Genomic DNA, 25,029 nt, shown 5'->3' with positions numbered 1-25,029 from the left:
TATGTATAACAATATTGAAATGATACAAGTGGCATCTTCAAATGTTGAAAGCGTTGGGTATGATGAGCAGGAAGAGATTATAATGGTGAAATTTTTAAATGGTAGTGAATACATATATAAAAATGTGAGTAATCCAATAGTATTCGAAGAGCTAGTGAATGCACCATCAGTTGGGGCTTATCTTAATAGAAATATAAAAGGTGTCTATCCATATGAAAAGATATAGGAATATGGGTATGTTAATATGAAAAGAATATTTCTAAGGAGGTTTTGAAATAGCTTTAAATGCCAATTAAAGCTGTGATTATTAATAAATATAGCTAGTGTTTTTGAAATACTAGCTATTTTATTTTGCAAAATTCCAAGGGTCAGATAAGTAATTTAACTAAGAGCTCATGTATGTGGACGGATAAAGAATATATAATACAAACATATAGCAGTTCTAAATTGATGATTTAAAGTTTTTTATAAAAATATCTTTATAATAAAGGTAAAGAATTAAAGTTTACTCAAGCTTCTTTTAAAAGACAGATTTTTTATTTTACCGAATCTAAGGCTTGCAGTTTGGAGGACACGGAGTTGCGCTAAATATTCATGTGGGTCCATTTGTTTTTCATATTGGAATTAGAGGAACAGACATGATTTTAGCACCGGGAATGGTATTTACCATTGAACCAATGATTAATGGAGGAAGTCATGAAATATTTATAAATATTTATAGATGAAGATAATGGATGTACAGCTTTTACAGCTGATGGATCGTTTTCAGCGCAGTGGGAGCATAATATATTAAATGTAATTAGTTTAACTGGCAATTTATTGATTAATAATTTGATATATTATTATATTTATAGTAAATCTTTAAGCTTTAGTAAAGGTAAAAAACAGAAGTTGTTTTAATTGTTGATGCGTATCTTAAAATCAAGAAAAAATTATTTTCATCCATTCGTTTCAATTATTTTTATTCTAGTAATAACATATCCCAATAATTGTATAATGAAATAACATATAAATATTTTAATTGTATTTATCATAAATTCTTTACCTAATTTGCAAATATAAAGATATACAAAACTTGCGATAGTTGTTATAAATATATGTGAAAAAAATATTAACCTAAATTTGCATAGTAATATACTATCTATTTCGTTATCAATTAGTCCAATATTATATAATTTGATCTTCTCAAATTGCCAGTTATCTAGATCTATTTTGATTTTAAAATATAATATAGTGGAAGAAGCGATAAAACTTAATAATACAATAAAAATATATATGGAATTAAAAGAAGACATTTGGAAAATGTTGTAAGTGTTAAAACGTGTTTTTACACTAGTCAAATTACAAATTCTTTCGGAAATAATAAAGGTGAAGTTTAAAAAAGCGATAAAGAAAATTATAATTTTATTATCCTTTAAAGAATCCTCTAATTCATTTATTAAAAAAATTCTTTTATAATAAAAATTTTTACTTTTTTTTGCAAAAATAATAAATATATTTATGAAAATTAAAAATAATATAAAAATTACTACTATACATATTAAAGAATAGTCAATATAATATCTAGATTGTAAGTTTAGGGCTATTCTTTCATTAAAATGAATGCAACATAGGATTAAAACATAGGGTGCTATTCTTAATAAATTTTCTTTTTTAGAATGTACCATATATAAATTTTTATGATTTGCTATTTTTATAAGGGATAGACTATTAATAAATTTAGATGTCCATAAAATGAATATAATAGTAAGCAAAATATAATGTCCAATAGTAATTATGTAGATAATTGATTTAAATTCAAAAGTGAAAGCAGAAATTCCTGCCAGTTTAAATATGAAAAGTACAATGATTTTTGAAAATATAATACCTAAAATTAATCCTATAGGCACATATATGAAAAAATTTAAAATATTTTCTAGGATAAGTAAAATTTTCAGCTCATTACAGGTCATGCCCAAAGCCAAAAATGTTGTAAACTCCTTTTGTCTGTGTTTTATAAAGGAAATGTACGTAAAAATACTCCACAATGCGGTATTAAAGACAGCAATTGCTGGTAATACAAAAACATTTTTTTGTTTAATTACTACTACATATGAATTATATAGTGTTGATTCAGTAAAAAAGAATATAACTGAGATTATTAGTGAAAATATATATAAGAAATATTGATCTAAATTTAATTTTATAGTTTGTGTAAGCATCTTTCCATAATTCATATCATTCACCACTAATCACTGCTAGAGTATCCAATATTCTATTAAAAAAGGCATTTTGATCTCCTTTGTTATATATATCTACAAATATTTTTCCGGATTTTATGAAAATCACTCGTCTGCAGTAGCTTGCAGCGTATATGTCATGTGTAACCATAAGAATTGTTGCTTTTTTCGCATCATTTATCATTTGTAAGTACTTCATAAATTTTTTAGAAGTATTTGGATCAAGACTTCCAGTTGGTTCATCAGCTAAAATAATATATGGATCATTTATTAGAGCTCTACATGCGGCTGCTCTTTGTTGTTCTCCTACAGACACATTATAGGGATATCTATTTCTAATATCGTATATATCAAAAAACATAAAATATTCTTTTATTTTTTCATCAATTATTGGGGCACTGATTCCCTTAAATATCAATGGAAGTGCAGCATTTTCTGCAAGCGTAATATTATCAAGAAGATTAAAGCTTTGAAATATAATTCCTAAATTTTCACGCCTAAAAATAGATTTTTCTTTTTTGCTTAAGGAAGTTATATATTTATTCATTATTTTCACTGTTCCACTATTAGGCCTGTCAATACCTGATAATATATTAAGCAGAGTTGTTTTACCACTTCCTGATTGTCCCATAATAGCAGTAAATTCTCCACTTTCAATGCTTAGATTTATACCGTTTAATACATTATTAGAGTTAACTTCTAAATTTCCTCCATACACCTTAACAATATCCTCAGCACATAAAACTTCCAATGCAATCCCCCCATTGTCTTTAAATTTTTGATGGATAAGTAACTGAAATAGTAGTTCCCTTATTAATCTCAGATTCTATGGCTATGCTATGATTCAACTTCTTTGATATTACTTTGCATATATAGAGGCCTATGCCAGTAGCATCTCCCACTTTTCTACCGTTTTCTCCTGTGAAAAATGGTTCGAAAACTCTTTTTATATCATAGCTGGGAATTCCAATACCTTCATCTCTAATTGTTAACTTTGTTTCTTTATCAGTTCTATATATATTAAAAAATATATATGTATTTTCTTTGTTATCTTTAGAATATTTAATAGCATTTGCTATAAGTTGTTCAAGCATAAATTTATTCCACTTTTCATCTGTAACAATCAATATTTTTTCATATTTAAATTCTATTTTAGGAAATACATTATTATAGATAAATTGACTTTTTTTATTATTGGTGACCTCCTTCAATAATTGCACGAGGTCCGCTGTTTGAGGCTCATAATCTTTTGAAAAATCATTTAATCTACTAATGTTTAGAATTTGATCTAAACCATTCTTAACTTTATTATTTTCTTCTCTTATATCAAAGAACAATCTTAATATATTCATTTGGTTCATTGTGAAATCCTCGTTACTAAAGCTTGTTTCTTTAGTAGCTTTTTGAACGATAAGATCAATTATTGAAGGTGGGGTCTTTATATTATGAATCCATTGAGATAAAAAATACTTATTATCTGTATTTTGTGCATGAATGTTACTTATTTTATTTGTATAGTTTTCATGAATTTTAAATATAGCCTTAGCTGTTTCTAGTTGCTGATTTGTCTTTGGATTTAAATTAAAGTACCTATTTTCTATGCCTTCATTGAGACTTCTATTAAATTTATAATATTTGGCCCACTCACTTAATATTAAAAGTACGTATAGTACTATAGATAGTAACAAAGGATATAATACATCAATTTGGGTACCTAATGAGTAAATGTAAAGAAGAATCAAAATTGTACTAAGAAAATATACAATAGTAAGTGATAGTTTATCTTTTGCAAAGTTTAACAATATCTTTTTGTTCATATTTAGCCCTCTTGCTCAGAATCACATTGAAACATGTATCCTATACCCCATTTGGTTGAGATAACTTCACTAACACCAAACTCTTTAAGTTTAGTTCTTATTCTTGCTATATTAACTGTTAACGTGTTATCATCTACAAAAGTGGTATCATCCCAAAGCTCTTCTAAAAGGTATTCCCTACTGACTATTCTATTTTCATTCTTAATAAGTATACTTAAGAGCTTGAACTCATTTTTACTAAGCTCAAGTTCAATTCCATTATAATGTATTTTAAAAGTATCTTTATTAAGCTTAATACCTCCCATACTTTCAATTATAGTTGATTCATTTGCATATTCACCGTACACTCTTCGTATTGCTGCTTGTATCTTAGCAATCAGAAAGTCAAAGTTAAAAGGTTTTGTAATATAATCATCTGCTCCGAGTTCAAGTCCACGTATTTGTTCTCCTCCACTATTTCTTGAAGAAATAATGATTACAGGTATTTTTGAGGTTCTTCTAAAAGTTTTACACAATTGAAACCCATCGGAATATGGAAGATTTATATCTAAAAGAATCAAGTCAGCTTTTGAATTTTCTAGTTCCAAATCTACATTTTTAAAATCTTGTATGTAAGTAACATCATATCTATATTTTTGAAGATGCTCTGTTACGAGTTTATTTAGCCGAGTATCATCTTCAACAACAAGTATCTTATACAACACAGATTCCTCCTTTTTAAAGTTAAGATATAATATAGTAACTTTGCTATATTATATCATAAATCAAAAGGGCAGAAAGAAGATTGCATTTGATGGCAATGGAAACTTAAGTCTAATTTTTAACTAAAACTTGAATCCTAAGAGATTCCAGTAATTTAGGAAAAGGCTAAAAATTAAAAATACACAACAAATTAGTATATTACGCACAAGTATACCGGAATTAGATTTTTCTTTATTCCAATATATCAATGTTGAAATCATTAGTGCAAAAGTAATTATGGTAGTTATTATTGGAATAACTAATAGATATATCATCATCTTAGGTAATTCTGGTAAAAAAGTAGGGGATGAGGATAAAACAATACATTCTTTAGCCATACCTAGTAAAAATACTAAATTTAAAATGCAGATAGAGGGTAGAATCCATCTATGGTATTTAAAAAGTAAAGGTTCTTTATTAGCTTTTTTTCTTAGATTAATCAATATCATTGTAATGAACAGACCTAAAAATAATATTGAGAAAAGTACAAAAATGATCTTATGCAATAAAGGATTTTCATACCAATGAATTTTCTCATAGGCAATTGGTGAACCAGGATAAAACATATAAGATATATTTCCTTGTTTATTTGCTTTAAAGGCAATAGTATCACCTCTTTCCACATTCTTAAAAAGTAAAGGTTCTATTTCTTTATAGAGATCTTGCCCACCTGGGTATTTTACGATCAATGAATCTGATTTGCTTTTTATATTTAAGGTTGGAACCAGTAGCGGTGCTAATTTCACTAATTTACCTATTTCATTTCTTGGATATCTACTAGCTTGGTAAACACCTTTAAGTTCTTTTAAATTACTTTTTGTAAATTTAACTTCATCATTTATACTGGTTTGTGCTTTAGATTGTGAATAGTATTTACTCATGAATTCATTGGCCATACTTCCACATATATTGGCTCCGTTATCACCATTGGTTGAAATAAAAAATCCCAAATTACTGCCTGGTATTAAAAATAAGAGACTATTAAAACCATAATCGTTACCTCCATGGGCAAGTACTCTCACCCCATTTATATTGTTTTCTTCAAATCCATAGCATAAACCGGGAATATTTATATCCAATGGAAAATGCTTTTTATGCATATCCCCTATAGTATCTTTATTCAAGATGGTTGTATTATCATAGGTACCATGATTTAAATGTGCCATCATAAATTTAGTCATATCATCTGCTGTAGTTTTTAATCCACCAACTGGCGCAAAGGTGGATCCATATACAGGAACTTTTTTATAGATGCCATTTTTGTAACTATATCCCTTAGATAAGTTGTCTAGTATTTTTTTGTTGAAAGAAAAACTACTGTTATTCATATGCAGAGGCTTCAATATATTATCTTCCATATACTTATTAAAAGGAGTACCAGTCATACTTTCAACAACATAACCAGCTACAGACATACCATAGTTACTGTACTGGGGAGCTTCACCAGGTTCACGAATGAGAGGTCTAAGGCGAGATATTAAGTTATCTTTTAGTGGTTTTTCTTGTAGATAACTTTTTGTTACAGATTCTCCCATAATTCTTTCATCAAAACCAGCGGTGTGAGTCAAGAGATTTTCAAGTGTTACAGGTTTTGAGTATTTGTTTTCTATTTTAAAATCCTTTAAATATTTATTTACATCTTCCTTTAAATTTACCTTACCTTTTTCTTTTAGCTGCATAACAGCTGTAGCAGTAAAAAGTTTTGAAATTGAAGCTACTCTAAAAACAGTTGTCTTAGGATCAACAGGTATTTTTTTATCTATATCTGAATATCCATATCCTTTTTCAAAAAGAACAGTATTGTCTTTAACAACAGCAAAAACTGCTCCAGGCACATTAAATTTTTTAATCTGTTCATTGAAAAGACCATCTGCAAACTTTTCTACACTGTCCTTATTTAAAGGCTCTTTATTGTTGTTACCTAATAAAGATATAGAATTTTTTTCTTTACTTTCTTTTGTTGTAACTGTTTGCTTCGTACTCAGAATATGTGCTAAGGATTTTATTTGAAAGCATAAAGACGGAAGCACATATGCAATAACTATAAAAATTATTAAAAATCTTTGCATATAAGTGGTAGATTTTTTCATAGTAGTAGACCTCCTTAATTTCTCTTAATTGATTTGTTTGGTGCTCATTTAAAGGCTCCAAACATAAATAAATTGTATATGAATTAAGGAAACTAATAAATTGATTTATATAATAAAACCTTACAGTTTTGTAAGGTTTGTTGAACTTGGAGCGTTTTATTTTATAGTAATTTCATTGTATTGAAACTTCTATATTTTGAAGGAGAGCAAGTTTATTTGTAGAATAATGGTGTTATAGAATGTGACATAATTGATAAGTGTAGGGAATACCGTAGCTAGGGCAGAATTCCACATGGTCCCCAACATGAAAGAAAACGTAAAGTGATTTCTTCGTAAAAGAGAAGTTCAGTTATGAAAACTGGGATTAATATCAGTCGGCTGCTCCTCTGATAATATAAAAATATGTGAGAAAATTACACCAACGGTTTTTTCTTTACAAACAAATTGGAATTTAGTGGCCAGACTGTTTGAGATTTACAAAGTTACTTGAATACATAATACGCACAGATTTTTCAGCGGAATTTGTAGAATTAGAATTGTGTAATTTCATTGCCTCACTAATAGATAAATGGTTTCTAAAAGAATCCATATTTAATAATAAAGCACTTAAAGACTAAAAAATAGATATTGTCTTTGAATTAAGAGAACTTCTACCTTATTTAACTGATGAGTATTTACGGCTCCATTACTCAGGTGAATTATTGTTTAAAAATGATTCATGGGGAGTTGGATGTAAGCTTAGGGAAGAATTACGTCCTAATACGTTAAATGTACGGAATAATTTAAAAAAATTGTTGGATTCGTTATTTATGTATTGAGAAATGCAATTTATAGTAGAGTAACTATTGTATGCAAAATACCCATTTAATATATAATGAAATTAGGTCGCAGTTGTATAGAAAATAGGAATACTCTCTTCATAAATCTAAAGATAATTTCTCTTATTTAGTAATATATTTATTATTTTATATTTTATGGATATTGACAAAATTATCTTAATGAGATATATTTATAACATAAAGTGATAATTACATCACATATATAGGAGGGGTTATTAATGAAAAACAAATTAGGATATTTAGGATTTCTTGGATTTATCGGTGTTTTAGGACTATTTTGGGGTAGTTTTTTGCATAGTATATTTTTAGTATTTTTCTTTTTCTTTACTTATTCTAAAGTAATTCCAGATGAATTATTTAAGGAAAATATCAAAAAGGCAGCATTGAGTGCATTCATAGTAAACATGATTATTAACACTTTAATTATGGTGGTATGCACTACTATTAGTAACATTCATCAATATGTTGAACCAAACAATATCATGCTTTTGTATGGCTTTGCTGCTTTCGTTGTTAATTTTGCCATTAGTATTTTGGTATTTGTTTTTACTCTAATGTTTTATGCTCATAAAGAAAAGAGCGTATTGGAATAGATATGGAATTAAAAACAAAAATTAAAGAATATCGTGCAAAACACAACATAAAACAAGAAGAATTGGCAAGTTTAGTAGGTGTAAGGCGTGAAACCATTGGAAAATTAGAAAATGGTAAATACAATCCATCTTTAAAATTGGCAATGGATATAGCAAAGGTGTTTAATACAACAGTTGAGCAATTGTTTGCATTTTATGATTAACTTCTAGTTATCAACATTATTCTTAGACAGAGCCTAAATTTAAAGTTAGACGCATTAATTAATGTTTCTAAGAATGGCTGAATTACTGCTTTTAAAGATGCAATATCATAGCGATATTTTTGTTCTTCAGGAGTTTCAAATTCTTTATCAATAGGTTTATAAAAATCTTCATCAAAGAATTTAAGATTCAATGGAACGCCTAGGCCATTAGTAATTAGAACAAATTTGTAAAAATAGCCGAAATGTCCATTTACAAAGTCTAACTTAATACTGTGGTTTGCATGAGCAAAATTCTCTTATTTCAGTAGAAAATATAAGAAAAAGATTTAGTAAAACAGTAGTAGGAATGTGAAATATCTGCATTATGATTAAGGGAGATAATACTGATGAAAGGTTATATTTCCTATCTCTGCCTAAATCGGTATAGTATTTTTGGGTAAAAGATTCTGGAATAAAAGATTTGATATCAAAATTGTCGGCAAGTAGTTTGGTAAAACCTACCGGTTGTTTTTTTCTAAGGTCTTTAAGTTCGCCTAACTGCTCAAATATATTAAGTTGTTTAAGTTTATTAATACAAAACATGCTATTCTCCTCCTCTGTGGATGATTTTTGTGTGGTTACATTTATTTTCTCACAGTGGGGGGAAATATAAAAGCCTACCTGCTAAAAAAGTAGCCTAATCAATGGTTGTGTAATTTCACAATCGACTAAATTTAAATTTAAATTAAAGAAGGAGTGAAAATATGTTTTCAAATGAAAATGGGTTATTTGGAGAAGCTAAACAAGCGAAGGTGCTACCTAATATTATTACAAGTCTACTTTGGGTATTGATTTTTCTAGTGGTCGGACAAGGAACAGGTGGAATCTTGGCTTATTTTACACAAAAAATTATTGGTAAAGATCCTGCGGTTTTATTATTAAATGAACTTATTTGTGGGTTTATATTTATAACATTAATTGTATTTGCTAGAGTAAAGTTTAGAGAAAAAAGAAGTATTTCAAGTATTGGTTTAAAAAAAGAAGGACTTATAAAAAAGTATTTAGTAGGTTTTGGTATAGGGATTTTAATGTTTTCAATAGTGGCTTTATTGCTCAGTATTAGTGGACATACTGTAGTAAATAGCAATCCAAGAGGTCTTTCAGGTATAGCAGCTTTAAGTGGTGTCCTAATCGTTATACCAGGTTGGATAATACAAAGTGGCACAGAAGAGATTCTTTCACGAGGCTGGCTTATGAATGTTTTAGGTGCAAGATATAATGTAGCTGTAGGTTTGATTGTTTCGTCTTCAATTTTTGGACTTATGCATTTTGCAAATCCAAATGTAAACATTTTAGCTATAATAAACATTGTTTTAATAGGTTTGTTTTTTGGAATGTATGTTATAAAAACTAATGATCTATGGGGGGCTTGTGGACTCCATGCGGCGTGGAACTGGACCCAAGGAAATGTTTTTGGTTTTGAGGTAAGTGGACAAAAGGTAGCAGCAGGTAGTTTATTAAATTTGAGGTTAACTGGCTCAGAATGGTTTACAGGTGGATCATTTGGCCCTGAGGCTGGTATCGCAGCAACTATAATTCTTTGTATAGGAATTGTTATTCTATATTTTAGTCCATGGCATAAAAATTTAGATGCTGTGAGGAGTTTATATAATAATTAGTCAAAGCAATATAATGATTGGCTCTGGATTTACTTTGATGAAGACCTTCAGTATGTGTTAAAGCAATATTTTTACAATACTAAAATAGTTGATATGAGTTCAATTGATAAGTCTACCAGGCTAAAACAACAATAAATGATTCTTCGCTGTTCACCTATCACATTTGTGATTCTGAAATACGAGAACAATTAGAGAAAAAAGCTTGCACGGAGATATATTCCCTGATGAGGGCTTAATTTTTTACGAGGACGAAAAGGTAAGGTGTCAATTTGAAAAATACCCAAGAGCAACTGGACAGACAATTATTGTAGAAAACAAGTATTTTCTGGTAGTAGCACAGGTAATGAAACACAGTTTCTAATGGAATACTCAATTTTAAATTGTACAAAAACACACGATATAAAATTAGAAAAAGGGACAATCATTAATGTCGTTATAGAAAATAAATCTGGTAATTTAGATATTTTTGTATCGGATTCTAATGGAGAAAAAATATATAAGGGTGATAATGCAACTTCAGGTAACTTCTCACTTGAGGTCCCCAAAACAGACACATATAAATTTTCCGTTAAAGGAAGTAATGCAAAGGGAAGTGTAAGTTTTAAAGTTGCTGATTAAACATTAATAATCAAAAGATTATTTGAAGGATTAAAATTGATAAATTTCTTGACTTATAACCCTAAAATAGGTACAATTTACACATAAATACATAGGAGGTGCTATAAAATGATTATTACTACTTGCTAATTAATTTTCCAAATAGAAAATTAAAATTAAAAGAGTTTTAAATTACTTAATTCATTAGGGTTATTTGTTTTACTTCTTTTAGAGATTTGCAAGTAGAGACTGTCAAATTTATAGGACTAAAATTAAAATCCTTTGTTTTACATTTTATTTACTATTATAAATTCAGGCTAGGTAAATGTTTATTAGTGGTGTTAAATTTTCAATATTAAGTTGAGAAAGTATATCGCAAGAACTTGGATTGCTCTTTTGGATACCCTTATAGAATCCTTAGAATTTATTTAGTACATGCTTATTTTGTTATGTAAAATATTGTAGACGTTTTTTAGACTGTAATAAGGCTTTGCTTTATTACAGTCTTTTTAGTTTATGCAGAGAAGTAAATTCATTATTAAATATTATTGAATTAGGCTATATAAAACTAAAAGAACAAAAACATATTAATAAGGGGTGTACATGTATGAAAAATGAAATTAATAATGAATTAAGAGAAATATTAAATATATTTGAAGAGGCTTATATACAAAGAGATGTAAGCAAAGTTGATAGTTTCATGGATGCGTTATTTGATAAAGATGAAAAGGTAATTGTGCTTGGCACAAGCTGCGGTGAATTGTGTTTAGGTCATGCAGAAGTTAAAGATATATTTTTAAGTGATTGGGAATATTGGGGAGATTTGAGAATTAAGGCTGATGAAGCTACTATAATACCACTTGGAAACACAACTTTAATCCACACTACAGGTACAATTAAATATTCTTTTTATAGCAATGAGGATACTTATACACGGTATTTGGGCTATATTAAGGAATATTTTGATGGAGTTTCTTCTGATAGCAAAAAACCTGATAAAGTAAAGTTAACTGAAATCAATTGGAAGCTATGTCATTTGTTAAATAAATGGGATGGTGAAGAAAGACATTATTTATGGGATTTGCGTATTTCCTTTGTGCTAATCAAGAAAGAAAATCGATGGATAATAAGACAAATGCAATTTTCACTGCCAGTAGTGGGATATATGCCAGATGCACGAATTGATAATATTTCTGGTGATATAGAGAGTTTTAATGCAGAAGGAGACAAAATGAAGGAGTATTCTATTAACAATACATTAGTATATAAAGATGAAATATTAAAACTTCTAAAAGATTTTAATAATGAATACTTGGAAGCCCATAATGAGATAGGAACAATAGCTAGTAAATATTTCACGGATAATCCATTAATTATTAATACAGACAAAACAGTTTATAGTAACCAAGAGGAAATAAAGAGCTTCATAGAAAATCATAGAGCATGCTACGATGAAATGAAATTAGATTATGAAGATTGTTTAATTAATTCCAACGAAGATGTGGTTTGGATAGTCACTCATGGCACTATGAAAAAGACAATTTCCGAAAACCGTGCTTTTGATAATACTGTAGATATAATCAAGAATATATTTACAAGTGATTTAGAGGATAAGGATAAGCTTTTTAATATAAGAAGAAGAATTGCAGGCACCCTCAAGGAAAATGCTAGAGGAGAAGAATATGTTTGGCCATTTAGGCTTGAAGCAGTACTTATTCGAGAAAAGCAAAATTGGGTATTCAAATATCTTCAATTTTCTCTTCCATTTAGTTGGTTTCTTGAAGGGAAGACAGAGGCAGCTTCAATAGTAGAATAAAGAAATAAAATATCCCCAGTAATAATATTATGGATTACTATGGGTAATCCAGCTGAGGGGTTATATCATAAAATGAAATTTTTCTTAGGGGTTAAGTTTATAAATATGTATTTGAAATAGAGGAGATAAACAATGGATATAGATTCGATTATTTTTGATTTGGATGGAACGCTTTGGGATTCAACTGATACAGTGCTAAAAGCTTGGGATATGGTATGCCAAAATAATAAAGAGATTAGGAGTCCTATTACACGAGAGGTAATGCAAAGTATTATGGGGCTACAGGTTAAGCAGATAGGCGCTAAACTATTCCCTTATTTAGAGGAAGCAGGACAAACAAAGATTTTGCAACTTTGCTGTGAAGAAGAAAGAAAACTACTTTTAAAGGAAGGTGGTATGCTCTATAAAGACCTAGAAAGTATTTTACAAATGCTATCTAAAAGTTATTCGTTATTCATAGTAAGTAACTGCCAATGTGGATATATAGAAGCCTTCCTTGAATATCATGAGCTCGGTAAATATTTTGAAGACTTTGAATGTGCAGGAAATTCAAGTTTAGTAAAAGGTGAGAACATTAAGGTTATTATGAAGAGAAATAATCTTGAACACCCTGTATACGTAGGAGATACGCAGGGAGATTGTGATGCTGCAAAACTAGCAAATATACCTTTTGTATTTGCTAGCTATGGATTTGGTGAAGTAGATGCATATGACTATATCATTGAAGAAATATCAGATATAGTAAAGTGTACGCAAACAACAAATCTTGACTCAAAATAATAAAGTTTGCTCAAAAATATGAAGGATTGCAGGAATAATTCCACTGCAATCCTTTATGTTATATTAATCAACATGTAGTATTGACATATATTTCATACAATGCTATTCTATAATTAGAATAGCAAAGGAGGAGAGAAAATGACGCAGATTGAAGTCATACTTTTATCTCTTTTATGTGACAAAGATTATTATGGGTATGAATTTGAAACTGTAATAGAACAAAGGAATATGAGAGGGTGGACCAATATTGGATTTTCATCAATCTATAATTCTTTAAACAAACTTGAAAAGAATGGGCATATAGTTTCAAAATACGAAAAAGAATATGGTTCACCTAAGAGGAAAGTATATTCGATCAAGGATGAAACAAAAGTACTTATTAAAGAACAGATTATCAAGATGATAAGTGAATATAACAGTGATCCAAGTGAATTTGATATAGGTATGCTGTTTTCCTATTTATTAATAAAAGAAGAATTAAAGGAAGCTTTAACTAATCACAAAGAAAATTTAATTAAGAGAAAAGAATTTTTACTTGAAAGATATGATCAGCATCCTACAGCGAGGCAAAGGCCGCATATAAAAGCATTATTTGAAAGACCATTAGCATTTTTGGATACTGAAGTTTTATGGTTGGAAGAGTTTATAAGTGAGAACTTTTAAAGAAATAATAAATATTTAAATATATTATGAGGAGGAAGTTGTAATGAGTGATATGTCATCAGTAAGTAACGCATTCCAAACTTTTATTAAGGAAGCACCAGAATATCAAAAGATATGGATGGAAACAGTACAAAAATTAGATGCTACAAGTAAACTAGATTCAAAAACAGAGGAGTTGGCATACATTGCAGTGCTAGCTTCGGCAAGACTTGAGGGAGGGCTACCTTTCCATGTTAAACATGCAAAATCACTTGGAGCCACAAGAGAGGAAATAATAAGTGCTGTTTTGATTGGACTTCCTGCAGTAGGTAATATAGTAATTCAAGCATTGCCAATAGCCATAAATGCGTATGATAATGAATAGGATTAGGCATGATGAACTTTTAAAAATAAGCTAAATAGGAGATAATTTATCTGAAATAGTTAAGATGGATTTAAAGTGTTTTTTCAATCTACAAAATAAAGTAATATGGGTTAAATAGAGATAAAAACACAGTTTCGGTTGGTAGTCCGAACCTATCTATTGTTTATAGGTAGCAGTATCCTTCCCTCCTGGGGTCGTCCACTCTCTTTAGTAAAGATTAATAAGCAGGAGGAAGTATTAAATGGAAATTAGTATTAAATTAAATGTATTTTTTGAAGGGGGATTTTGGGGAGGAGTATTTGAGAAGGTGTATGATGGAAAATATGAAGTATCTAAGATTACCTTTGGGGCTGAACCAAAAGATTATGAGGTGTTTGATTTTATATTAAAAAACTTTTATAATTTAAGGTTTAGTAGTCCTATATGCATTGAATCCGTTGAAAAAGGAAGGATAAATCCCAAAAGATACCAAAGAGAAATAAAAAAAGAAATGGGAAACAAAGGGATAGGTACAAAAGCACAACTTGCTATGCAGCTACAGCATGAGATAAACAAAACAGAAAAAAAGATAGTTTCAAGAGAAGAAAAAGAAGAAGAAAAGCAAAGAAAATATGAATCAAGACAACAAAACAAGAAAGATAAGCATAGGGGTCACTAATAAGTAGAAAAATCTATGGTAGTTATTATAAAATATTCCACTGGAAAATAAAATCTGCTCAAAAACATGAAGGAGTATGTAGGGATAATCCCCCCACATACTCCTTCATGTTTTGATTAGAAATGTATTATTTGTGGAGGCCGTTGTAATTATTAAAGTATAAGATCACTTAAAGAATTATATACTGGTACATCATAATTTTTAAATTTATCTAAATGCTGGTGGCCACAGGCTACTAAAAAACAATCACAACCTATAGCTTTTGACACCTCATAATCATGAACTGTATCACCAATTAAAAGCACTTCCTTTGGGTTAAGAGAAAGATCTCGAATCAACCTTTTTCCATTTTCAACCTTGCTCACAGCATAATGATCATTTAAACCAACAACTTTAACAAAAAAATCATTGATTTTGTAAAAATCAATAGATTCATCTAAGTAAATTTGTTGTGATGCTGAAAGTATAGATTGAGTTATATCAGAGTCACTTACTAATTTTAATATTTTTTGCGCATCTTGTTGTAAATTGCAGCTTCGATAAGCATCTCTGTATAGCTTAACATATTCATTTGCAATTTTTTCAAATGGTTCCAATGAAAAATCGAAACCTAACTTTGTGTAATAGTTAATCACAGGAAAATCAAAGATTTGTAAATATATGTCTTTATCAATTACAGGCATTTTTCTTTTTTGTAATAGAGAATTCATAACATTTATCACCACTTCTACATCATCAAGTAGTGTACCATTCCAGTCCCAGATTATATGTTTGTATCCTGAATTTAAAATATTCATGCCGTATACTACCCCTCATTAACCATGAAATGGATTAATAATTACATTATAACATGAACTTTTGGCTTTTGTAATATGTAAGGATATTACTAATACGTGCTATAATATAAATTATATTTGAATGAAATTATGAAGATTTAAAAGAGTAAAAGGAGAGATTGTGGGTATGGAATTTAAAGAAGTGAAAATAGAAATATATGTTCCAGAAGAATATGTAATAAGATTAAGAGATGAACTGAATAAAGTGAATGCTTGTAGGATTGGAAATTATGATAATGTTATATCTATAACAAATGTCAGAGGATATTGGAGACCCTTAGAAGGCTCTAATCCTTTCAATGGTGAAATAGGTAAAGTATGTGAAGGTGAAGAATGTAAGATTGAGATAAGATGTAAAAGAGAATACGTTAAAAATGTCATTAAGGTTATTAAAGAAATTCATCCTTATGAAGAACCATTAATTAATATTATCCCAATTATAAATGAACTGTTTGAATAGAAAACTAAATAGGAGGATGAATATGGGGTTGTTAGAGTGTAGTCAATATTTAAGAAGCATACAACTTAATAAAGATGATATAGAATCTTTTTCAAAATATCCTTTCTGCTTACCTGCCATAGAGAAACTATCAAGTTTAGAGTTTCATCCAAAAGTAACATTTATTGTAGGGGAAAATGGATCGGGTAAATCAACGATTTTGGAGGCCATAGCAACTGCCTATGGCTTTAATCCAGAAGGTGGAACAATTAATTTCAACTTTTCATCTATGGATACGCACTCAGAATTATACAAATATATAAAGTTAGTTAAGGGAGTTAAAAAGCCTAAGAATGGATTTTTTTTGCGAGCGGAGAGTTTCTATAATCTTGCAACAAATATTGATCAAAATCCAGGGCTGGTGTCTTCCTACGGAGGGCAATCACTACATGAACAATCTCATGGAGAGTCTTTTTTTGCTGTATTTATGAATAGGTTTGGCAGTAATGGGCTGTATATACTAGACGAACCAGAGGCTGCGTTATCTCCTTCAAGGCAAATGTCTATGCTTACAAGGATAAATGAATTAATTAAGTTGGGTTCTCAATTTATTATTGCAACTCATTCTCCAATTATAATGGCCTATCCTGAATCAACTATTTATGAAATAAAAGAAAAGATAGAAGTTGTTGCATATGAGGAAACTGAAAACTATCAAATAATGAAGAGTTTTATTAATAATAGGAGTAGGATGCTTGATATTCTGATGGAAGGGAATCATTAATAATAATGAGCATTTTGGTGATAATATAATATTGGTATTATGATATATAAGAATAAGTGCATATAAAGAAGGGATTAGAGATATGGATGATAAATTAGTAGAGAGTTATGAAATAAAATTACTTTATAATGATATTGTTGGATTAATAGATAACACTAAGGAAAAAAGACAATAGATAATTTAAGTAAAGAGTTAATTGAGAATTATGGAAGAGGATATGGTAGAAGAAATTTGTTTAATATGGTTTCTTTTTATGAAACTTTTGGGGACTTTAAAATTGTGCATACACTGTCTGCACAATTGACTTGGTCTCATATTAAGGAACTTATATCATTGGAAGATAACTTAAAAAGAGAGTTCTATTCAACCATGTGTAATACTGAAAGATGGAGTGTAAGAACTTTAAGAGAAAGAATTAGTTCAATGATGTATGAAAGAACAGCTATATCTAAGAAGCCAGAAGAAACGATATTAAATGATTTTAAATTACTTAGAGAAGAAAATAAAATGACACCAGATTTGTTTTTTAAAGACCCATATGTATTAGATTTTTTAGGACTTGAAGACACATATAGTGAAAAAGATTTAGAAAATGGAATACTTGCGGAACTTGAAAAATTCATATTAGAAATGGGTTCGGATTTCGCTTTTTTAGGGAGACAAAAAAGAATCACTATAGATGATGAAGACTATTATATAGATTTATTATTTTATCATAGGAAAATGTGAAGACTTCTGGCTGTTGAACTTAAATTGGATAAATTTAAACCAGAACACAAAGGACAGGTAGAACTATATTTAAGGTGGCTAAATAAGTATGAAAGAAACGAAGGCGAAGAAGCACCGATAGGGTTAATACTTTGTGCAAAGAAATCACAGGAAACAGTAGAACTTTTAGAATTAGATAAGAGTGGAATTCATGTAGCACAATATATAACACAACTTCCGCCTAAAGAGGTATTTGAGGAAAAGCTTCGTAAGGCAATATTAAAAGCAAGATTACAATTGCAGCAAAGGGATAATGACAGTGAAAATTAAGTGACATGAAGACACTAAAAAATTAATCCTTCAAAAAATAATGAGGATAATTACTAAAATAAAAGGTTATAAATAAAAAAGACGAAAATTTGAACTAGATATTTTGAGTGGTGATGGCTCAATAAAAGAAAAATACCAAGAGGAGATTGTCTCATTTGCAAAATCAATAAAAGAAACCGAAGAATTGAGAAAAAAGTTCAGTGAATCTGTAGTTCAATTTATGGATATGCTTAGTTATGTGGGAGAAAAAAAGGTGCCACCCACGTTGCAAGTGGCAAGTTTTAAGAAAATAATATTAAGGTAACTTTGAGAATTAGAGCTACCATAAATGAATATTGCTTTTACGTTTATAAAAGAATTTAAAATAAAAATATAAAAACTGTACATATTCATCTAAGGTGATAATGTACAGTTTTTTTATTTTATAAATGGATATAAGGAGAATAGCTAAAACAAAAGAATATGCCTAAAATCATTAAGGAAGAGGTACAGGAATAATCCTGTTTGATATATTTGATACTGTTTCAGCGGATATTTTAACATCATATAGATTTTTAATTTGCTCAGCGACGCTTCTTGTAGTCATTCCGGTTGCATAAAGAGCTAATATTTTATCTTCAATACCGGTTATATTTTTTTGATACTTAGGCAAAATTTTAGATTCAAATTCCCCTTTTCTATCACGCGGTATGTTAAGAACTATTGTTCCAAGTTAGGATTTTACGGTCTTTTTAGAATGTCCATTTCTACTGTTTAGTGTTTGTTTTTCAGATAAATCGTATTTGTCATATTCAAGTTGTGAAGTCAGCTATGATTCTAATGCTTCTTCAAGAATGTCTCTGAACATGTCCTTTACAGAAGCTAGAATCTCATTTGTACTTGTAAAATTTTGATCCTTGATATAATCTCTTAAAATCTCTTTAGGAGTGTCTGACATAAGAATACGCCCCCTTAATATTTAATAATTAACTTACCTCAATTATTGCCAAGAAGGAGTGTTTTTTATTCAGTATACATAAAATTATTCATTAATATTAATTTAATAGCTAAAAAAAGCAGTGCTACATAGGTTGAAATGTAAAATTAGTTATAAAAATGGATTTTATTTGAAATGGATGATATAATAATGAAAAGATTTAGCCCTGGGTAGTATTATATAACCTCAGGTGATGGCTTAATGAGTAATAAAAAAATTGAAGAAGAATATGAATTAATATTGAAGAAAGATGGGAGTGGTATAAATGAAAATATTTAAAGATAAAAAAACAAAAGATATTATATTTATTTGTATGACACTAATATCATTATTGGAATGGTATTTTGCCTACAAGATCGCCAATAAGTATGCGGGAATATATAACATTGGAATTTTTATTTTGTTTTTAGGTCAACCAATTTACTATAAAGCGTTATTTAAAAACCAAAATGCTTATTTGAAATTAAAAATTATTGCGATGGGGCTAATATTATTTATTTCACCTTTAATAATTTACTATACTTTACCAAAATATACATACAATGAAGGAAAGCAAATTGTTCAGCGATATGTACATTCAAGTAGAAATACTGTGTTTATTGACATTTCTAAGGAGAAAGATACTGTGCCTCTAGTTAATAACCCGGAACAATTGTTTGTATCAAATAGAGCCTATTATTATGAAATCAAATCAACTATTGGTAATAAATATTTTATGGTTAATCCACTGACGGGGAAGGTAGTACAAATGCCAAAAGATTATTGGACAGGCGACGAAAAGTAACAAGTGGATATATGGTGAAATTAAAAAAACTATATGAATATATAAGTATTGGTTCAGATTAGAAAAGGTACTCTTAATGGAGTGCCTTTTATTTTTATGGTTTAAATCTTCTCCTGAACTTGTTAATATTGTAGCTTCCAAGAAGATGATTTAAACTTAAGGTACAAATACAGAGGTAAGAGTCTCTATAATCGAATGAGTTTACTTATAGCTAAAATAATCTGCAAAATAGAAATGAAGAACAGATAGAGAAATTTAGTATAAAATGGTATAATTAAGCATACATGTTAAAATATTTAGGGGATATATGAATTTGAAAGTAAGTAAAACAAACTAAAAACAAAAATTATAAATATTGGAGTGATTTAAATGGATACTAATAAAATTGAATTTGCTACAAAAGCACTTATACTAAGAGATGGTACGTATTTAGCATTACACAAGACTGGAGCAAAGCATGATTTTTATGAACTGCCAGGCGGTAGGATGGAGTTTGGAGAAACTGCAGAAGAAACTCTTATAAGGGAATTAAAGGAAGAAACAAATTTTGTTGTAGAGCCTATAAGATTATTAGATACCTGGAATTTTATTTCGCAAAATCATCAGATAACAGGGGTTATATATTTATGTAAAATAAAAGAGGGCGATTTTAAATTATCAGATGAACATGATAAATATGAATGGCTTAAATTTAACGATGTAAGCATTAACCTGATGTATGATGTTTTTAAGGAGAGAATGGTAAATTGGGATATGAAAAAGATTGAAGAAGGTATGCGAATTATATGATAAAGCGATGTATTATGATATTTCCACATTTTGAAAATCAACAGCGTATAGATGATATAAGAAAAAAATATGATCCACTTTCAGAATGCGTAAGGCCTCATATTACCTTGGTTTTTCCTTTTGAAAGTGAAATAGATACAAATAAACTAAAAGAGCATATAGAAACTATGCTACTAGACGTAAAAGCTTTTCATATTAACCTTAATGGAATTACTGCTTCCACCCTGGCAGGAAACTATCTATTTCTAAATGTAAAAGAAGGTAATGCTCAAATAGTAGAGATACATAAAAGATTGTATACGGGAATTTTAAAAGAATTTTACCCGCAATGGTTAAAGGAGATAGATTTTTTGCCACATATGACCCTTGGTAGTATTAGTGATTTGAATGCTTTCAAAATGGCAGTAGAGGAAACCAAGAATATAGACGATGTATTTGAGACAATTGTTAATACAATAAGTGTTGAAATTATTGATGAAAATGAAGATTCAATAATAGAATTAAACATTCCGCTAGGAGCATAAGACTTAGTGATAAGAAGGAGGGTATATGGCTATTAAAAATATTATTCAGTCATATAGAAGATTCATCTATGGAATATAAAAAAAATATGATGTTTATGAAATGAAAGTAAGTCATATATGGGTTTTTGATGAGGGGAGGAAGGTATTTTGTTAAATATCTCTAGAATAGATGGAAAATTAGTTTACATAAAGCAGCCAAATTTTGATGAATTAGATTTTGTCGCAGAGTTATGGTCAGAGGAAGAAACCATGAATGATGTTGGTGGAGTTGTAACCTTTCCAACAGAAAGACGAGAATTTTGGTATAGGAAAATGGTAGATCCTTCAGATGGAAAGAATTTTTACTGCCTAATATATAATAATGATGATATTCCAGTAGGAGAAGTAAGTTTTCATAGATTTGATGCAGAAGAGAAAAAGGCAGATTTCAATATAAAAATACAAAGTAAATATAGAGGCAAAGGATATGGTAAAGAAGCAATAAGTCTTCTCTTAAGTTACTATTTCTATGATTTCGGTGGACAAGTTATTTATGATAACGTGATAAATGAAAAAGGTAAAAAGGTTCTACAAAGCTTTGGGTTTAACATAGTATTAAGGTCTGATAGTGAGATTTTATTTAAAATGACCAAGGAAAAGTTTATTGAATTGCAAGGTGCGTAGGGCTGCTAATAAAAAAATGATGAATGCTATTTATGGAAACTTAGTAGGGAGAAATATAAGATTATTTATGGAGGGTATGTATGGAAACTAAAGTATATGATTTAGGAACAGTGAAGGATAAAGATTTAAAATTTGCCGTCATAGTTTCAAAGTACAAGGGTAAATTCGTCTACTGTAAGCATAAAGAAAGAGAAACTTGGGAAACGCCAGGAGGACATAGAGAATTAAATGAAGATATTAATGATACTGCAGCAAGAGAATTAAAAGAAGAAACTGGCGCAGTGAAATTCAATATAAAACCTATAGGTGATTACTTATGCAATTATTTTGAAGGAAAAGAAGATGCTAATAAAAGTTATGGAAGATTATACTATGCAGAAATTGAAGAGTTAGGAGGACTACCTGATTTAGAAATTGGAGAAATTGCCTTATTTGATGATATGCCAGAGAATTTAACATACCCACAAATTCAACCTATTTTACTTGACTGGGCAGTAAAAGAGTTAAATACAAGAGAATTAATAAGCATCATCTCAAAAATAGTAGAAGAGCAGTGTAAAAGTAAAGATAATATATTTGGTTATGAAGGCTGGGCATGTCACATTGTTAGTGTAGTTAAATATGCTAAAATTTTGGCGAAAAGGTTAGGTGCTAACGAAGAGCTAGTTGAGATAGCAGCATTACTACATGATTATGCAAGTGTAAAAGATAAAAACATGTATGAGCAGCATCATATATATGGAGCTATAGAAGCAGAGAGGATTCTTAAAGAGTTAGATTATCCAAAGGAAAAAATAGAAATTATAAAAGACTGCATCCTATGTCACAGGGGTAGTGTAAAAAAGCAGCAAAAAACTAAAGAAGCGGTATGTGTAGCAAGTGCGGATGCCATGGCTCATATAGGTCAGGTTCCATCATTATTACATTTGGCTTATAATAATAAAAAAATGGAGGTAAAAGAAGGTGCTGAGTGGGTAAGTGGAAAAATTGAAAGAAGCTGGAACAAATTGTGCCCAGAAGCAAAAGAGATTATGAAGAAAAAATATGAATGTGCTAAAGTGGTTTTGGAAGGGTGATTAAGATGGGACTAAATTTTACATTAAATTCACTATATATTTGTGTAAAAGATATGAATAGAGCAATTGATTTTTATGAGAAATTGCTTGAGCAATCTGTTGAAAAAAGGGATGAAGTATTTAGTAGTTTTAATATTGATGGCTTTAAGTTTTGCCTATTTGATAATAGTAAAGTCCAAGAAATGGTTAATTGGGGTGATAATTGTTTACCAAGTTTTCAGGTTAATGATATGAATAAACTAATTGGCAGGTTAGAAATATTAAATGCTAAAGTAGTTTTTCCAGTAACAAAAATCAATAATAACTTGGTATTAGAATTTAAAGATACTGAGGGAAATGACATAGAAGCTTATTGCAGAATTTTATAGAGGAGATTTAATATGGATGAATGGTTTACAATTGAGGAAATTGATGATGAAACCTATGCAATAAGTGAATATGGACATTGGGAAAAAGTACACTCCTATTTACTAATAGGCAAAACATCTGCTCTTTTAATTGATACAGGGTTAGGGATAGGAAATATAAAAAAAGAAATTGATAAGTTGACAGAATTACCTGTGATAGTAGTCACAACTCATGTACATTGGGATCATATAGGTGGACACGCGTTGTTTAATATTATTTGTGTTCATAAAAATGATTCGGAATGGCTAAAAGCCGGTATTCCTGTTCCACTTAGTGTAATTAAGAAAAATGTAATGTCGGAGCCTTTTAGTAAGAATCCACCAGTGGAATTTAATATCGAGGATTATAAAATTTATACTGGAGATCCAACTAAAATATTGAATGACAACGATATTATAGATATCAAACAATCTATTGATAAAATTAGTAGTTTAAAAGGAATAACAAAGGTATTGCCAGCGCATAATGAGCTGAATGTAAAAGTTGACTTAATAAGTAGTATTAAAAATGCATTTGAAGATATAGAAGATAAAGGCATGTTAAAGCAAGGAAATGGAATATTTCATTTTTGTGAATTTAGTATACACATATAAAGGAGGTGTGGCAATTATGAGAATCTTGGTAGGACAGCCCATTCATGAAAAAAATGCTGATCAACTTGAAAAAGAAATAAAGAATAACCCCAATATTGATATGGATTATATACCCAGAAGGATATTTAGTAGATGAAGATGCATTACTGGCCACATGTGAAATTGCTAAAAAATACAACAAAACTGCTATTATAGGAACAAGCCATGCGGATGGTTCATACAGAAATTGTGGAGTGTCAATTTCAATATCATATTGTATTGATGCTAGTGGTGAAATTGTTTTTATTTCAAAAGCAGATAAGAGAACACGAATTATAGACCTGCTAACAAAAAAAGTTGAAACTATTGATTAAGTCGTATCTTTCTTAAGTGACTACATAGTAAGCTGTTATGACATAATGGTAGAAAAACACAAATTATATAGAATGAGGTGAAGAACATGATTGATTACAATGAAATTATAAAAGAGAACTCTATCTTAGAATCAAAAAGATTAATTTTAAGACCATTTTCTATAGAGGATGTAGATGATGTATTCTTATATACTAGTGATGATAGTGTAACAAAATATTTAACATGGCCGTCATATAAGGATATATCAGAAACTGAGGAAGTAGTAAAAAAAATTTATATAGGTAGAATTGGAGTTTTTGCAATTGAATTAAAATCACAGCATAAATGTATTGGATGTATTGATTTAAGAGTATGTATTGAACATAATAAAGCAAATTTTGGGTATGTATTGAATAGGAAATATTGGAACAATAATTACATGTCAGAGGCGTTAAGTTTGATATTAGACCTTTCATTTTCAAAATTGGAATTGAACCGCATTGAAGCTACACATTATGTAGGAAATGAAGGCTCAGGTCGTGTTATGCAGAAATGTGGAATGAAATATGAAGGAACAGGTCTACAAGAAGTAAAGGTTAAAGGTACTTTCTATGACGTTGTTCATTATGCAATTTTAAGTGAACATTGGATTAATCTAACACAAGTTCAAAACTTATAGAGAGATGCAAGGAGAATGGATTAATAGAAATACACGCAGGTAAGATTAGAGAATTAGAAAATATATTTA

General features: G+C 29.3%; 29 protein-coding genes and 3 pseudogenes. 24 read left to right on the top strand and 8 right to left on the bottom strand.

Going from position 1 to position 25,029, the window contains the following annotated elements; all coding sequences use genetic code 11:
- Window position 1: 1 nt before the first annotated feature.
- Together Ctaglu_RS13620 and Ctaglu_RS13615 are read left to right on the top strand one after the other, a co-directional pair.
- Entirely contained in the window at window positions 2-226 is a 225-nt protein-coding gene (locus Ctaglu_RS13620) for a KTSC domain-containing protein (protein WP_125002570.1), read from the top strand.
- Window positions 227-563: 337 nt separating this feature from the next.
- Window positions 564-792: pseudogene (locus Ctaglu_RS13615) on the top strand (M24 family metallopeptidase); the annotation flags it as partial.
- A 1,425-nt stretch (window positions 793-2,217) separates the two neighbouring features.
- On the opposite strand, the gene Ctaglu_RS13605 reads toward Ctaglu_RS13615, so the two are convergent.
- The 4 genes from Ctaglu_RS13605 to Ctaglu_RS13590 all read right to left on the bottom strand — a co-directional run bounded on the left by Ctaglu_RS13605 (window position 2,218) and on the right by Ctaglu_RS13590 (window position 6,867).
- Window positions 2,218-2,970, bottom strand: a complete 753-nt coding sequence (locus tag Ctaglu_RS13605; RefSeq protein WP_125002566.1) for an ABC transporter ATP-binding protein — start codon at window positions 2,968-2,970, stop codon at window positions 2,218-2,220.
- A 19-nt stretch (window positions 2,971-2,989) separates the two neighbouring features.
- On the bottom strand, window positions 2,990-4,036 hold the full coding sequence (locus Ctaglu_RS13600; RefSeq protein WP_125002564.1) for a sensor histidine kinase: 1,047 nt from the start codon (window positions 4,034-4,036) through the stop codon (window positions 2,990-2,992).
- A 2-nt stretch (window positions 4,037-4,038) separates the two neighbouring features.
- Window positions 4,039-4,737, bottom strand: a complete 699-nt coding sequence (locus tag Ctaglu_RS13595; RefSeq protein ID WP_125002562.1) for a response regulator transcription factor — start codon at window positions 4,735-4,737, stop codon at window positions 4,039-4,041.
- Window positions 4,738-4,860: 123 nt separating this feature from the next.
- Window positions 4,861-6,867 carry a serine hydrolase domain-containing protein gene (locus Ctaglu_RS13590; protein WP_125002560.1) on the bottom strand — a complete coding sequence of 669 codons (2,007 nt, stop codon included), beginning with the start codon at window positions 6,865-6,867 and terminating at the stop codon, window positions 4,861-4,863.
- A 1,057-nt stretch (window positions 6,868-7,924) separates the two neighbouring features.
- Here Ctaglu_RS13590 and Ctaglu_RS13585 point away from each other — a divergent pair.
- Complete coding sequence (locus Ctaglu_RS13585; protein ID WP_125002558.1) at window positions 7,925-8,299, top strand: DUF3796 domain-containing protein; 375 nt, start codon at window positions 7,925-7,927, stop codon at window positions 8,297-8,299.
- Window positions 8,300-8,301: 2 nt separating this feature from the next.
- Complete coding sequence (locus Ctaglu_RS13580; protein WP_125002556.1) at window positions 8,302-8,502, top strand: helix-turn-helix transcriptional regulator; 201 nt, start codon at window positions 8,302-8,304, stop codon at window positions 8,500-8,502.
- On the opposite strand, the gene Ctaglu_RS13575 is transcribed toward Ctaglu_RS13580, so the two are convergent.
- Together Ctaglu_RS13575 and Ctaglu_RS13570 are read right to left on the bottom strand one after the other, a co-directional pair.
- Window positions 8,499-8,693 (bottom strand): hypothetical protein, encoded by a 195-nt coding sequence (locus Ctaglu_RS13575; RefSeq protein ID WP_125002554.1) that lies wholly within the window; start codon window positions 8,691-8,693, stop codon window positions 8,499-8,501. The two genes, Ctaglu_RS13580 and Ctaglu_RS13575, sit on opposite strands and share 4 nt — an antisense overlap.
- A gap of 73 nt (window positions 8,694-8,766) precedes the next feature.
- Entirely contained in the window at window positions 8,767-9,084 is a 318-nt protein-coding gene (locus tag Ctaglu_RS13570; protein ID WP_125002552.1) for a hypothetical protein, read from the bottom strand.
- A gap of 161 nt (window positions 9,085-9,245) precedes the next feature.
- Here Ctaglu_RS13570 and Ctaglu_RS13565 point away from each other — a divergent pair, with 161 nt between their 5' ends.
- The 7 genes from Ctaglu_RS13565 (at window position 9,246) to Ctaglu_RS13535 (ending at window position 15,038) form a co-directional block, all read left to right on the top strand.
- The gene (locus tag Ctaglu_RS13565) at window positions 9,246-10,160 is read left to right on the top strand and encodes a CPBP family intramembrane glutamic endopeptidase (protein ID WP_125002550.1); all 915 of its coding nucleotides are present in this window, start codon (window positions 9,246-9,248) and stop codon (window positions 10,158-10,160) included.
- A 360-nt stretch (window positions 10,161-10,520) separates the two neighbouring features.
- Entirely contained in the window at window positions 10,521-10,778 is a 258-nt protein-coding gene (locus tag Ctaglu_RS13560; RefSeq protein ID WP_125002548.1) for a PPC domain-containing protein, read from the top strand.
- Between the two features lie 586 nt (window positions 10,779-11,364).
- The gene (locus Ctaglu_RS13555) at window positions 11,365-12,573 is read left to right on the top strand and encodes a Cif family virulence factor (protein ID WP_125002546.1); all 1,209 of its coding nucleotides are present in this window, start codon (window positions 11,365-11,367) and stop codon (window positions 12,571-12,573) included.
- A gap of 132 nt (window positions 12,574-12,705) precedes the next feature.
- Window positions 12,706-13,353: an HAD family hydrolase gene (locus Ctaglu_RS13550; protein ID WP_125002544.1), complete on the top strand. Its 648-nt coding sequence runs from the start codon at window positions 12,706-12,708 to the stop codon at window positions 13,351-13,353.
- A 138-nt stretch (window positions 13,354-13,491) separates the two neighbouring features.
- Window positions 13,492-14,016: a PadR family transcriptional regulator gene (locus Ctaglu_RS13545; protein ID WP_125002542.1), complete on the top strand. Its 525-nt coding sequence runs from the start codon at window positions 13,492-13,494 to the stop codon at window positions 14,014-14,016.
- Window positions 14,017-14,059: 43 nt separating this feature from the next.
- Complete coding sequence (locus Ctaglu_RS13540) at window positions 14,060-14,380, top strand: carboxymuconolactone decarboxylase family protein (RefSeq protein WP_125002540.1); 321 nt, start codon at window positions 14,060-14,062, stop codon at window positions 14,378-14,380.
- 241 nt (window positions 14,381-14,621) lie between these two features.
- Window positions 14,622-15,038 carry a YjdF family protein gene (locus Ctaglu_RS13535; RefSeq protein ID WP_125002538.1) on the top strand — a complete coding sequence of 139 codons (417 nt, stop codon included), beginning with the start codon at window positions 14,622-14,624 and terminating at the stop codon, window positions 15,036-15,038.
- Window positions 15,039-15,190: 152 nt separating this feature from the next.
- On the opposite strand, the gene Ctaglu_RS13530 is transcribed toward Ctaglu_RS13535, so the two are convergent.
- Entirely contained in the window at window positions 15,191-15,835 is a 645-nt protein-coding gene (locus Ctaglu_RS13530) for an HAD family hydrolase (RefSeq protein ID WP_125002536.1), read from the bottom strand.
- 166 nt (window positions 15,836-16,001) lie between these two features.
- On the opposite strand from Ctaglu_RS13530, the gene cutA reads away from it, so the two are divergent.
- The 4 genes and pseudogenes from cutA to Ctaglu_RS13510 all read left to right on the top strand — a co-directional run bounded on the left by cutA (window position 16,002) and on the right by Ctaglu_RS13510 (window position 18,439).
- Complete coding sequence (gene cutA, locus Ctaglu_RS13525; RefSeq protein WP_125002534.1) at window positions 16,002-16,334, top strand: divalent cation tolerance protein CutA; 333 nt, start codon at window positions 16,002-16,004, stop codon at window positions 16,332-16,334.
- Between the two features lie 22 nt (window positions 16,335-16,356).
- Window positions 16,357-17,097, top strand: a complete 741-nt coding sequence (locus Ctaglu_RS13520; RefSeq protein ID WP_125002532.1) for an AAA family ATPase — start codon at window positions 16,357-16,359, stop codon at window positions 17,095-17,097.
- A 171-nt stretch (window positions 17,098-17,268) separates the two neighbouring features.
- Window positions 17,269-18,135: pseudogene (locus Ctaglu_RS25770) on the top strand (PDDEXK nuclease domain-containing protein).
- Between the two features lie 103 nt (window positions 18,136-18,238).
- Complete coding sequence (locus Ctaglu_RS13510) at window positions 18,239-18,439, top strand: hypothetical protein (RefSeq protein ID WP_125002530.1); 201 nt, start codon at window positions 18,239-18,241, stop codon at window positions 18,437-18,439.
- Window positions 18,440-18,622: 183 nt separating this feature from the next.
- Here the strand turns inward: Ctaglu_RS13510 and Ctaglu_RS26580 are convergent.
- A pseudogene (locus tag Ctaglu_RS26580) lies at window positions 18,623-19,072 on the bottom strand (transposase); the annotation flags it as partial.
- A 304-nt stretch (window positions 19,073-19,376) separates the two neighbouring features.
- Between Ctaglu_RS26580 and Ctaglu_RS13500 the strand changes: the two are divergent.
- The 9 genes from Ctaglu_RS13500 to Ctaglu_RS13460 all read left to right on the top strand — a co-directional run bounded on the left by Ctaglu_RS13500 (window position 19,377) and on the right by Ctaglu_RS13460 (window position 24,960).
- Window positions 19,377-19,895 (top strand): hypothetical protein, encoded by a 519-nt coding sequence (locus tag Ctaglu_RS13500; protein ID WP_125002526.1) that lies wholly within the window; start codon window positions 19,377-19,379, stop codon window positions 19,893-19,895.
- A gap of 369 nt (window positions 19,896-20,264) precedes the next feature.
- Window positions 20,265-20,684 (top strand): NUDIX domain-containing protein, encoded by a 420-nt coding sequence (locus tag Ctaglu_RS13495; protein WP_125002524.1) that lies wholly within the window; start codon window positions 20,265-20,267, stop codon window positions 20,682-20,684.
- Window positions 20,681-21,208: a 2'-5' RNA ligase family protein gene (locus tag Ctaglu_RS13490; protein WP_125002522.1), complete on the top strand. Its 528-nt coding sequence runs from the start codon at window positions 20,681-20,683 to the stop codon at window positions 21,206-21,208. Before Ctaglu_RS13495 ends, Ctaglu_RS13490 begins: the two co-directional genes overlap by 4 nt.
- A 147-nt stretch (window positions 21,209-21,355) precedes the next feature.
- Window positions 21,356-21,871, top strand: a complete 516-nt coding sequence (locus tag Ctaglu_RS13485) for a GNAT family N-acetyltransferase (RefSeq protein ID WP_185732713.1) — start codon at window positions 21,356-21,358, stop codon at window positions 21,869-21,871.
- 80 nt (window positions 21,872-21,951) lie between these two features.
- Entirely contained in the window at window positions 21,952-22,947 is a 996-nt protein-coding gene (locus tag Ctaglu_RS26370) for an HD domain-containing protein (RefSeq protein WP_125002518.1), read from the top strand.
- Window positions 22,948-22,952: 5 nt separating this feature from the next.
- A complete protein-coding gene (locus Ctaglu_RS13475; RefSeq protein ID WP_125002516.1) occupies window positions 22,953-23,315 on the top strand; it encodes a VOC family protein in 363 nt (120 codons plus the stop codon).
- A gap of 12 nt (window positions 23,316-23,327) precedes the next feature.
- The gene (locus Ctaglu_RS13470) at window positions 23,328-23,948 is read left to right on the top strand and encodes an MBL fold metallo-hydrolase (RefSeq protein WP_125002514.1); all 621 of its coding nucleotides are present in this window, start codon (window positions 23,328-23,330) and stop codon (window positions 23,946-23,948) included.
- Between the two features lie 95 nt (window positions 23,949-24,043).
- Entirely contained in the window at window positions 24,044-24,301 is a 258-nt protein-coding gene (locus tag Ctaglu_RS13465) for a hypothetical protein (protein ID WP_233439780.1), read from the top strand.
- Window positions 24,302-24,387: 86 nt separating this feature from the next.
- Window positions 24,388-24,960, top strand: a complete 573-nt coding sequence (locus tag Ctaglu_RS13460) for a GNAT family N-acetyltransferase (protein ID WP_125002512.1) — start codon at window positions 24,388-24,390, stop codon at window positions 24,958-24,960.
- Window positions 24,961-25,029: the final 69 nt, after the last annotated feature.

The organism is Clostridium tagluense (assembly GCF_003865095.1).
GTDB classification, from domain to species: Bacteria; Bacillota; Clostridia; order Clostridiales; family Clostridiaceae; genus Clostridium_AD; species Clostridium_AD tagluense.
The sequence above is the reverse complement of the archived record's forward strand: the minus strand, read 5'-3'. Positions and strand labels throughout refer to the sequence as shown.

Excerpts from the sequence above, each read along its gene's own strand:
- Ctaglu_RS13520 (WP_125002532.1), top strand. The coding sequence starts at position 16,357 with ATGGGGTTGTTAGAGTGTAGTCAATATTTAAGAAGCATACAACTTAAT.
- Ctaglu_RS13545 (WP_125002542.1), top strand. The coding sequence starts at position 13,492 with ATGACGCAGATTGAAGTCATACTTTTATCTCTTTTATGTGACAAAGAT.
- Ctaglu_RS13570 (WP_125002552.1), bottom strand. The coding sequence starts at position 9,084 with ATGTTTTGTATTAATAAACTTAAACAACTTAATATATTTGAGCAGTTA.
- Ctaglu_RS13565 (WP_125002550.1), top strand. The coding sequence starts at position 9,246 with ATGTTTTCAAATGAAAATGGGTTATTTGGAGAAGCTAAACAAGCGAAG.
- Ctaglu_RS13460 (WP_125002512.1), top strand. The coding sequence starts at position 24,388 with ATGATTGATTACAATGAAATTATAAAAGAGAACTCTATCTTAGAATCA.
- Ctaglu_RS13550 (WP_125002544.1), top strand. The coding sequence starts at position 12,706 with ATGGATATAGATTCGATTATTTTTGATTTGGATGGAACGCTTTGGGAT.
- Ctaglu_RS13530 (WP_125002536.1), bottom strand. The coding sequence starts at position 15,835 with ATGAATATTTTAAATTCAGGATACAAACATATAATCTGGGACTGGAAT.
- Ctaglu_RS13540 (WP_125002540.1), top strand. The coding sequence starts at position 14,060 with ATGAGTGATATGTCATCAGTAAGTAACGCATTCCAAACTTTTATTAAG.
- Ctaglu_RS13470 (WP_125002514.1), top strand. The coding sequence starts at position 23,328 with ATGGATGAATGGTTTACAATTGAGGAAATTGATGATGAAACCTATGCA.
- Ctaglu_RS13580 (WP_125002556.1), top strand. The coding sequence starts at position 8,302 with ATGGAATTAAAAACAAAAATTAAAGAATATCGTGCAAAACACAACATA.
- Ctaglu_RS13475 (WP_125002516.1), top strand. The coding sequence starts at position 22,953 with ATGGGACTAAATTTTACATTAAATTCACTATATATTTGTGTAAAAGAT.
- Ctaglu_RS13620 (WP_125002570.1), top strand. The coding sequence starts at position 2 with ATGTATAACAATATTGAAATGATACAAGTGGCATCTTCAAATGTTGAA.
- Ctaglu_RS13535 (WP_125002538.1), top strand. The coding sequence starts at position 14,622 with ATGGAAATTAGTATTAAATTAAATGTATTTTTTGAAGGGGGATTTTGG.
- Ctaglu_RS26370 (WP_125002518.1), top strand. The coding sequence starts at position 21,952 with ATGGAAACTAAAGTATATGATTTAGGAACAGTGAAGGATAAAGATTTA.
- Ctaglu_RS13490 (WP_125002522.1), top strand. The coding sequence starts at position 20,681 with ATGATAAAGCGATGTATTATGATATTTCCACATTTTGAAAATCAACAG.
- Ctaglu_RS13495 (WP_125002524.1), top strand. The coding sequence starts at position 20,265 with ATGGATACTAATAAAATTGAATTTGCTACAAAAGCACTTATACTAAGA.
- cutA (WP_125002534.1), top strand. The coding sequence starts at position 16,002 with ATGGAATTTAAAGAAGTGAAAATAGAAATATATGTTCCAGAAGAATAT.
- Ctaglu_RS13555 (WP_125002546.1), top strand. The coding sequence starts at position 11,365 with ATGAAAAATGAAATTAATAATGAATTAAGAGAAATATTAAATATATTT.
- Ctaglu_RS13590 (WP_125002560.1), bottom strand. The coding sequence starts at position 6,867 with ATGAAAAAATCTACCACTTATATGCAAAGATTTTTAATAATTTTTATA.
- Ctaglu_RS13585 (WP_125002558.1), top strand. The coding sequence starts at position 7,925 with ATGAAAAACAAATTAGGATATTTAGGATTTCTTGGATTTATCGGTGTT.
- Ctaglu_RS13600 (WP_125002564.1), bottom strand. The coding sequence starts at position 4,036 with ATGAACAAAAAGATATTGTTAAACTTTGCAAAAGATAAACTATCACTT.
- Ctaglu_RS13500 (WP_125002526.1), top strand. The coding sequence starts at position 19,377 with ATGAAAATATTTAAAGATAAAAAAACAAAAGATATTATATTTATTTGT.
- Ctaglu_RS13560 (WP_125002548.1), top strand. The coding sequence starts at position 10,521 with ATGGAATACTCAATTTTAAATTGTACAAAAACACACGATATAAAATTA.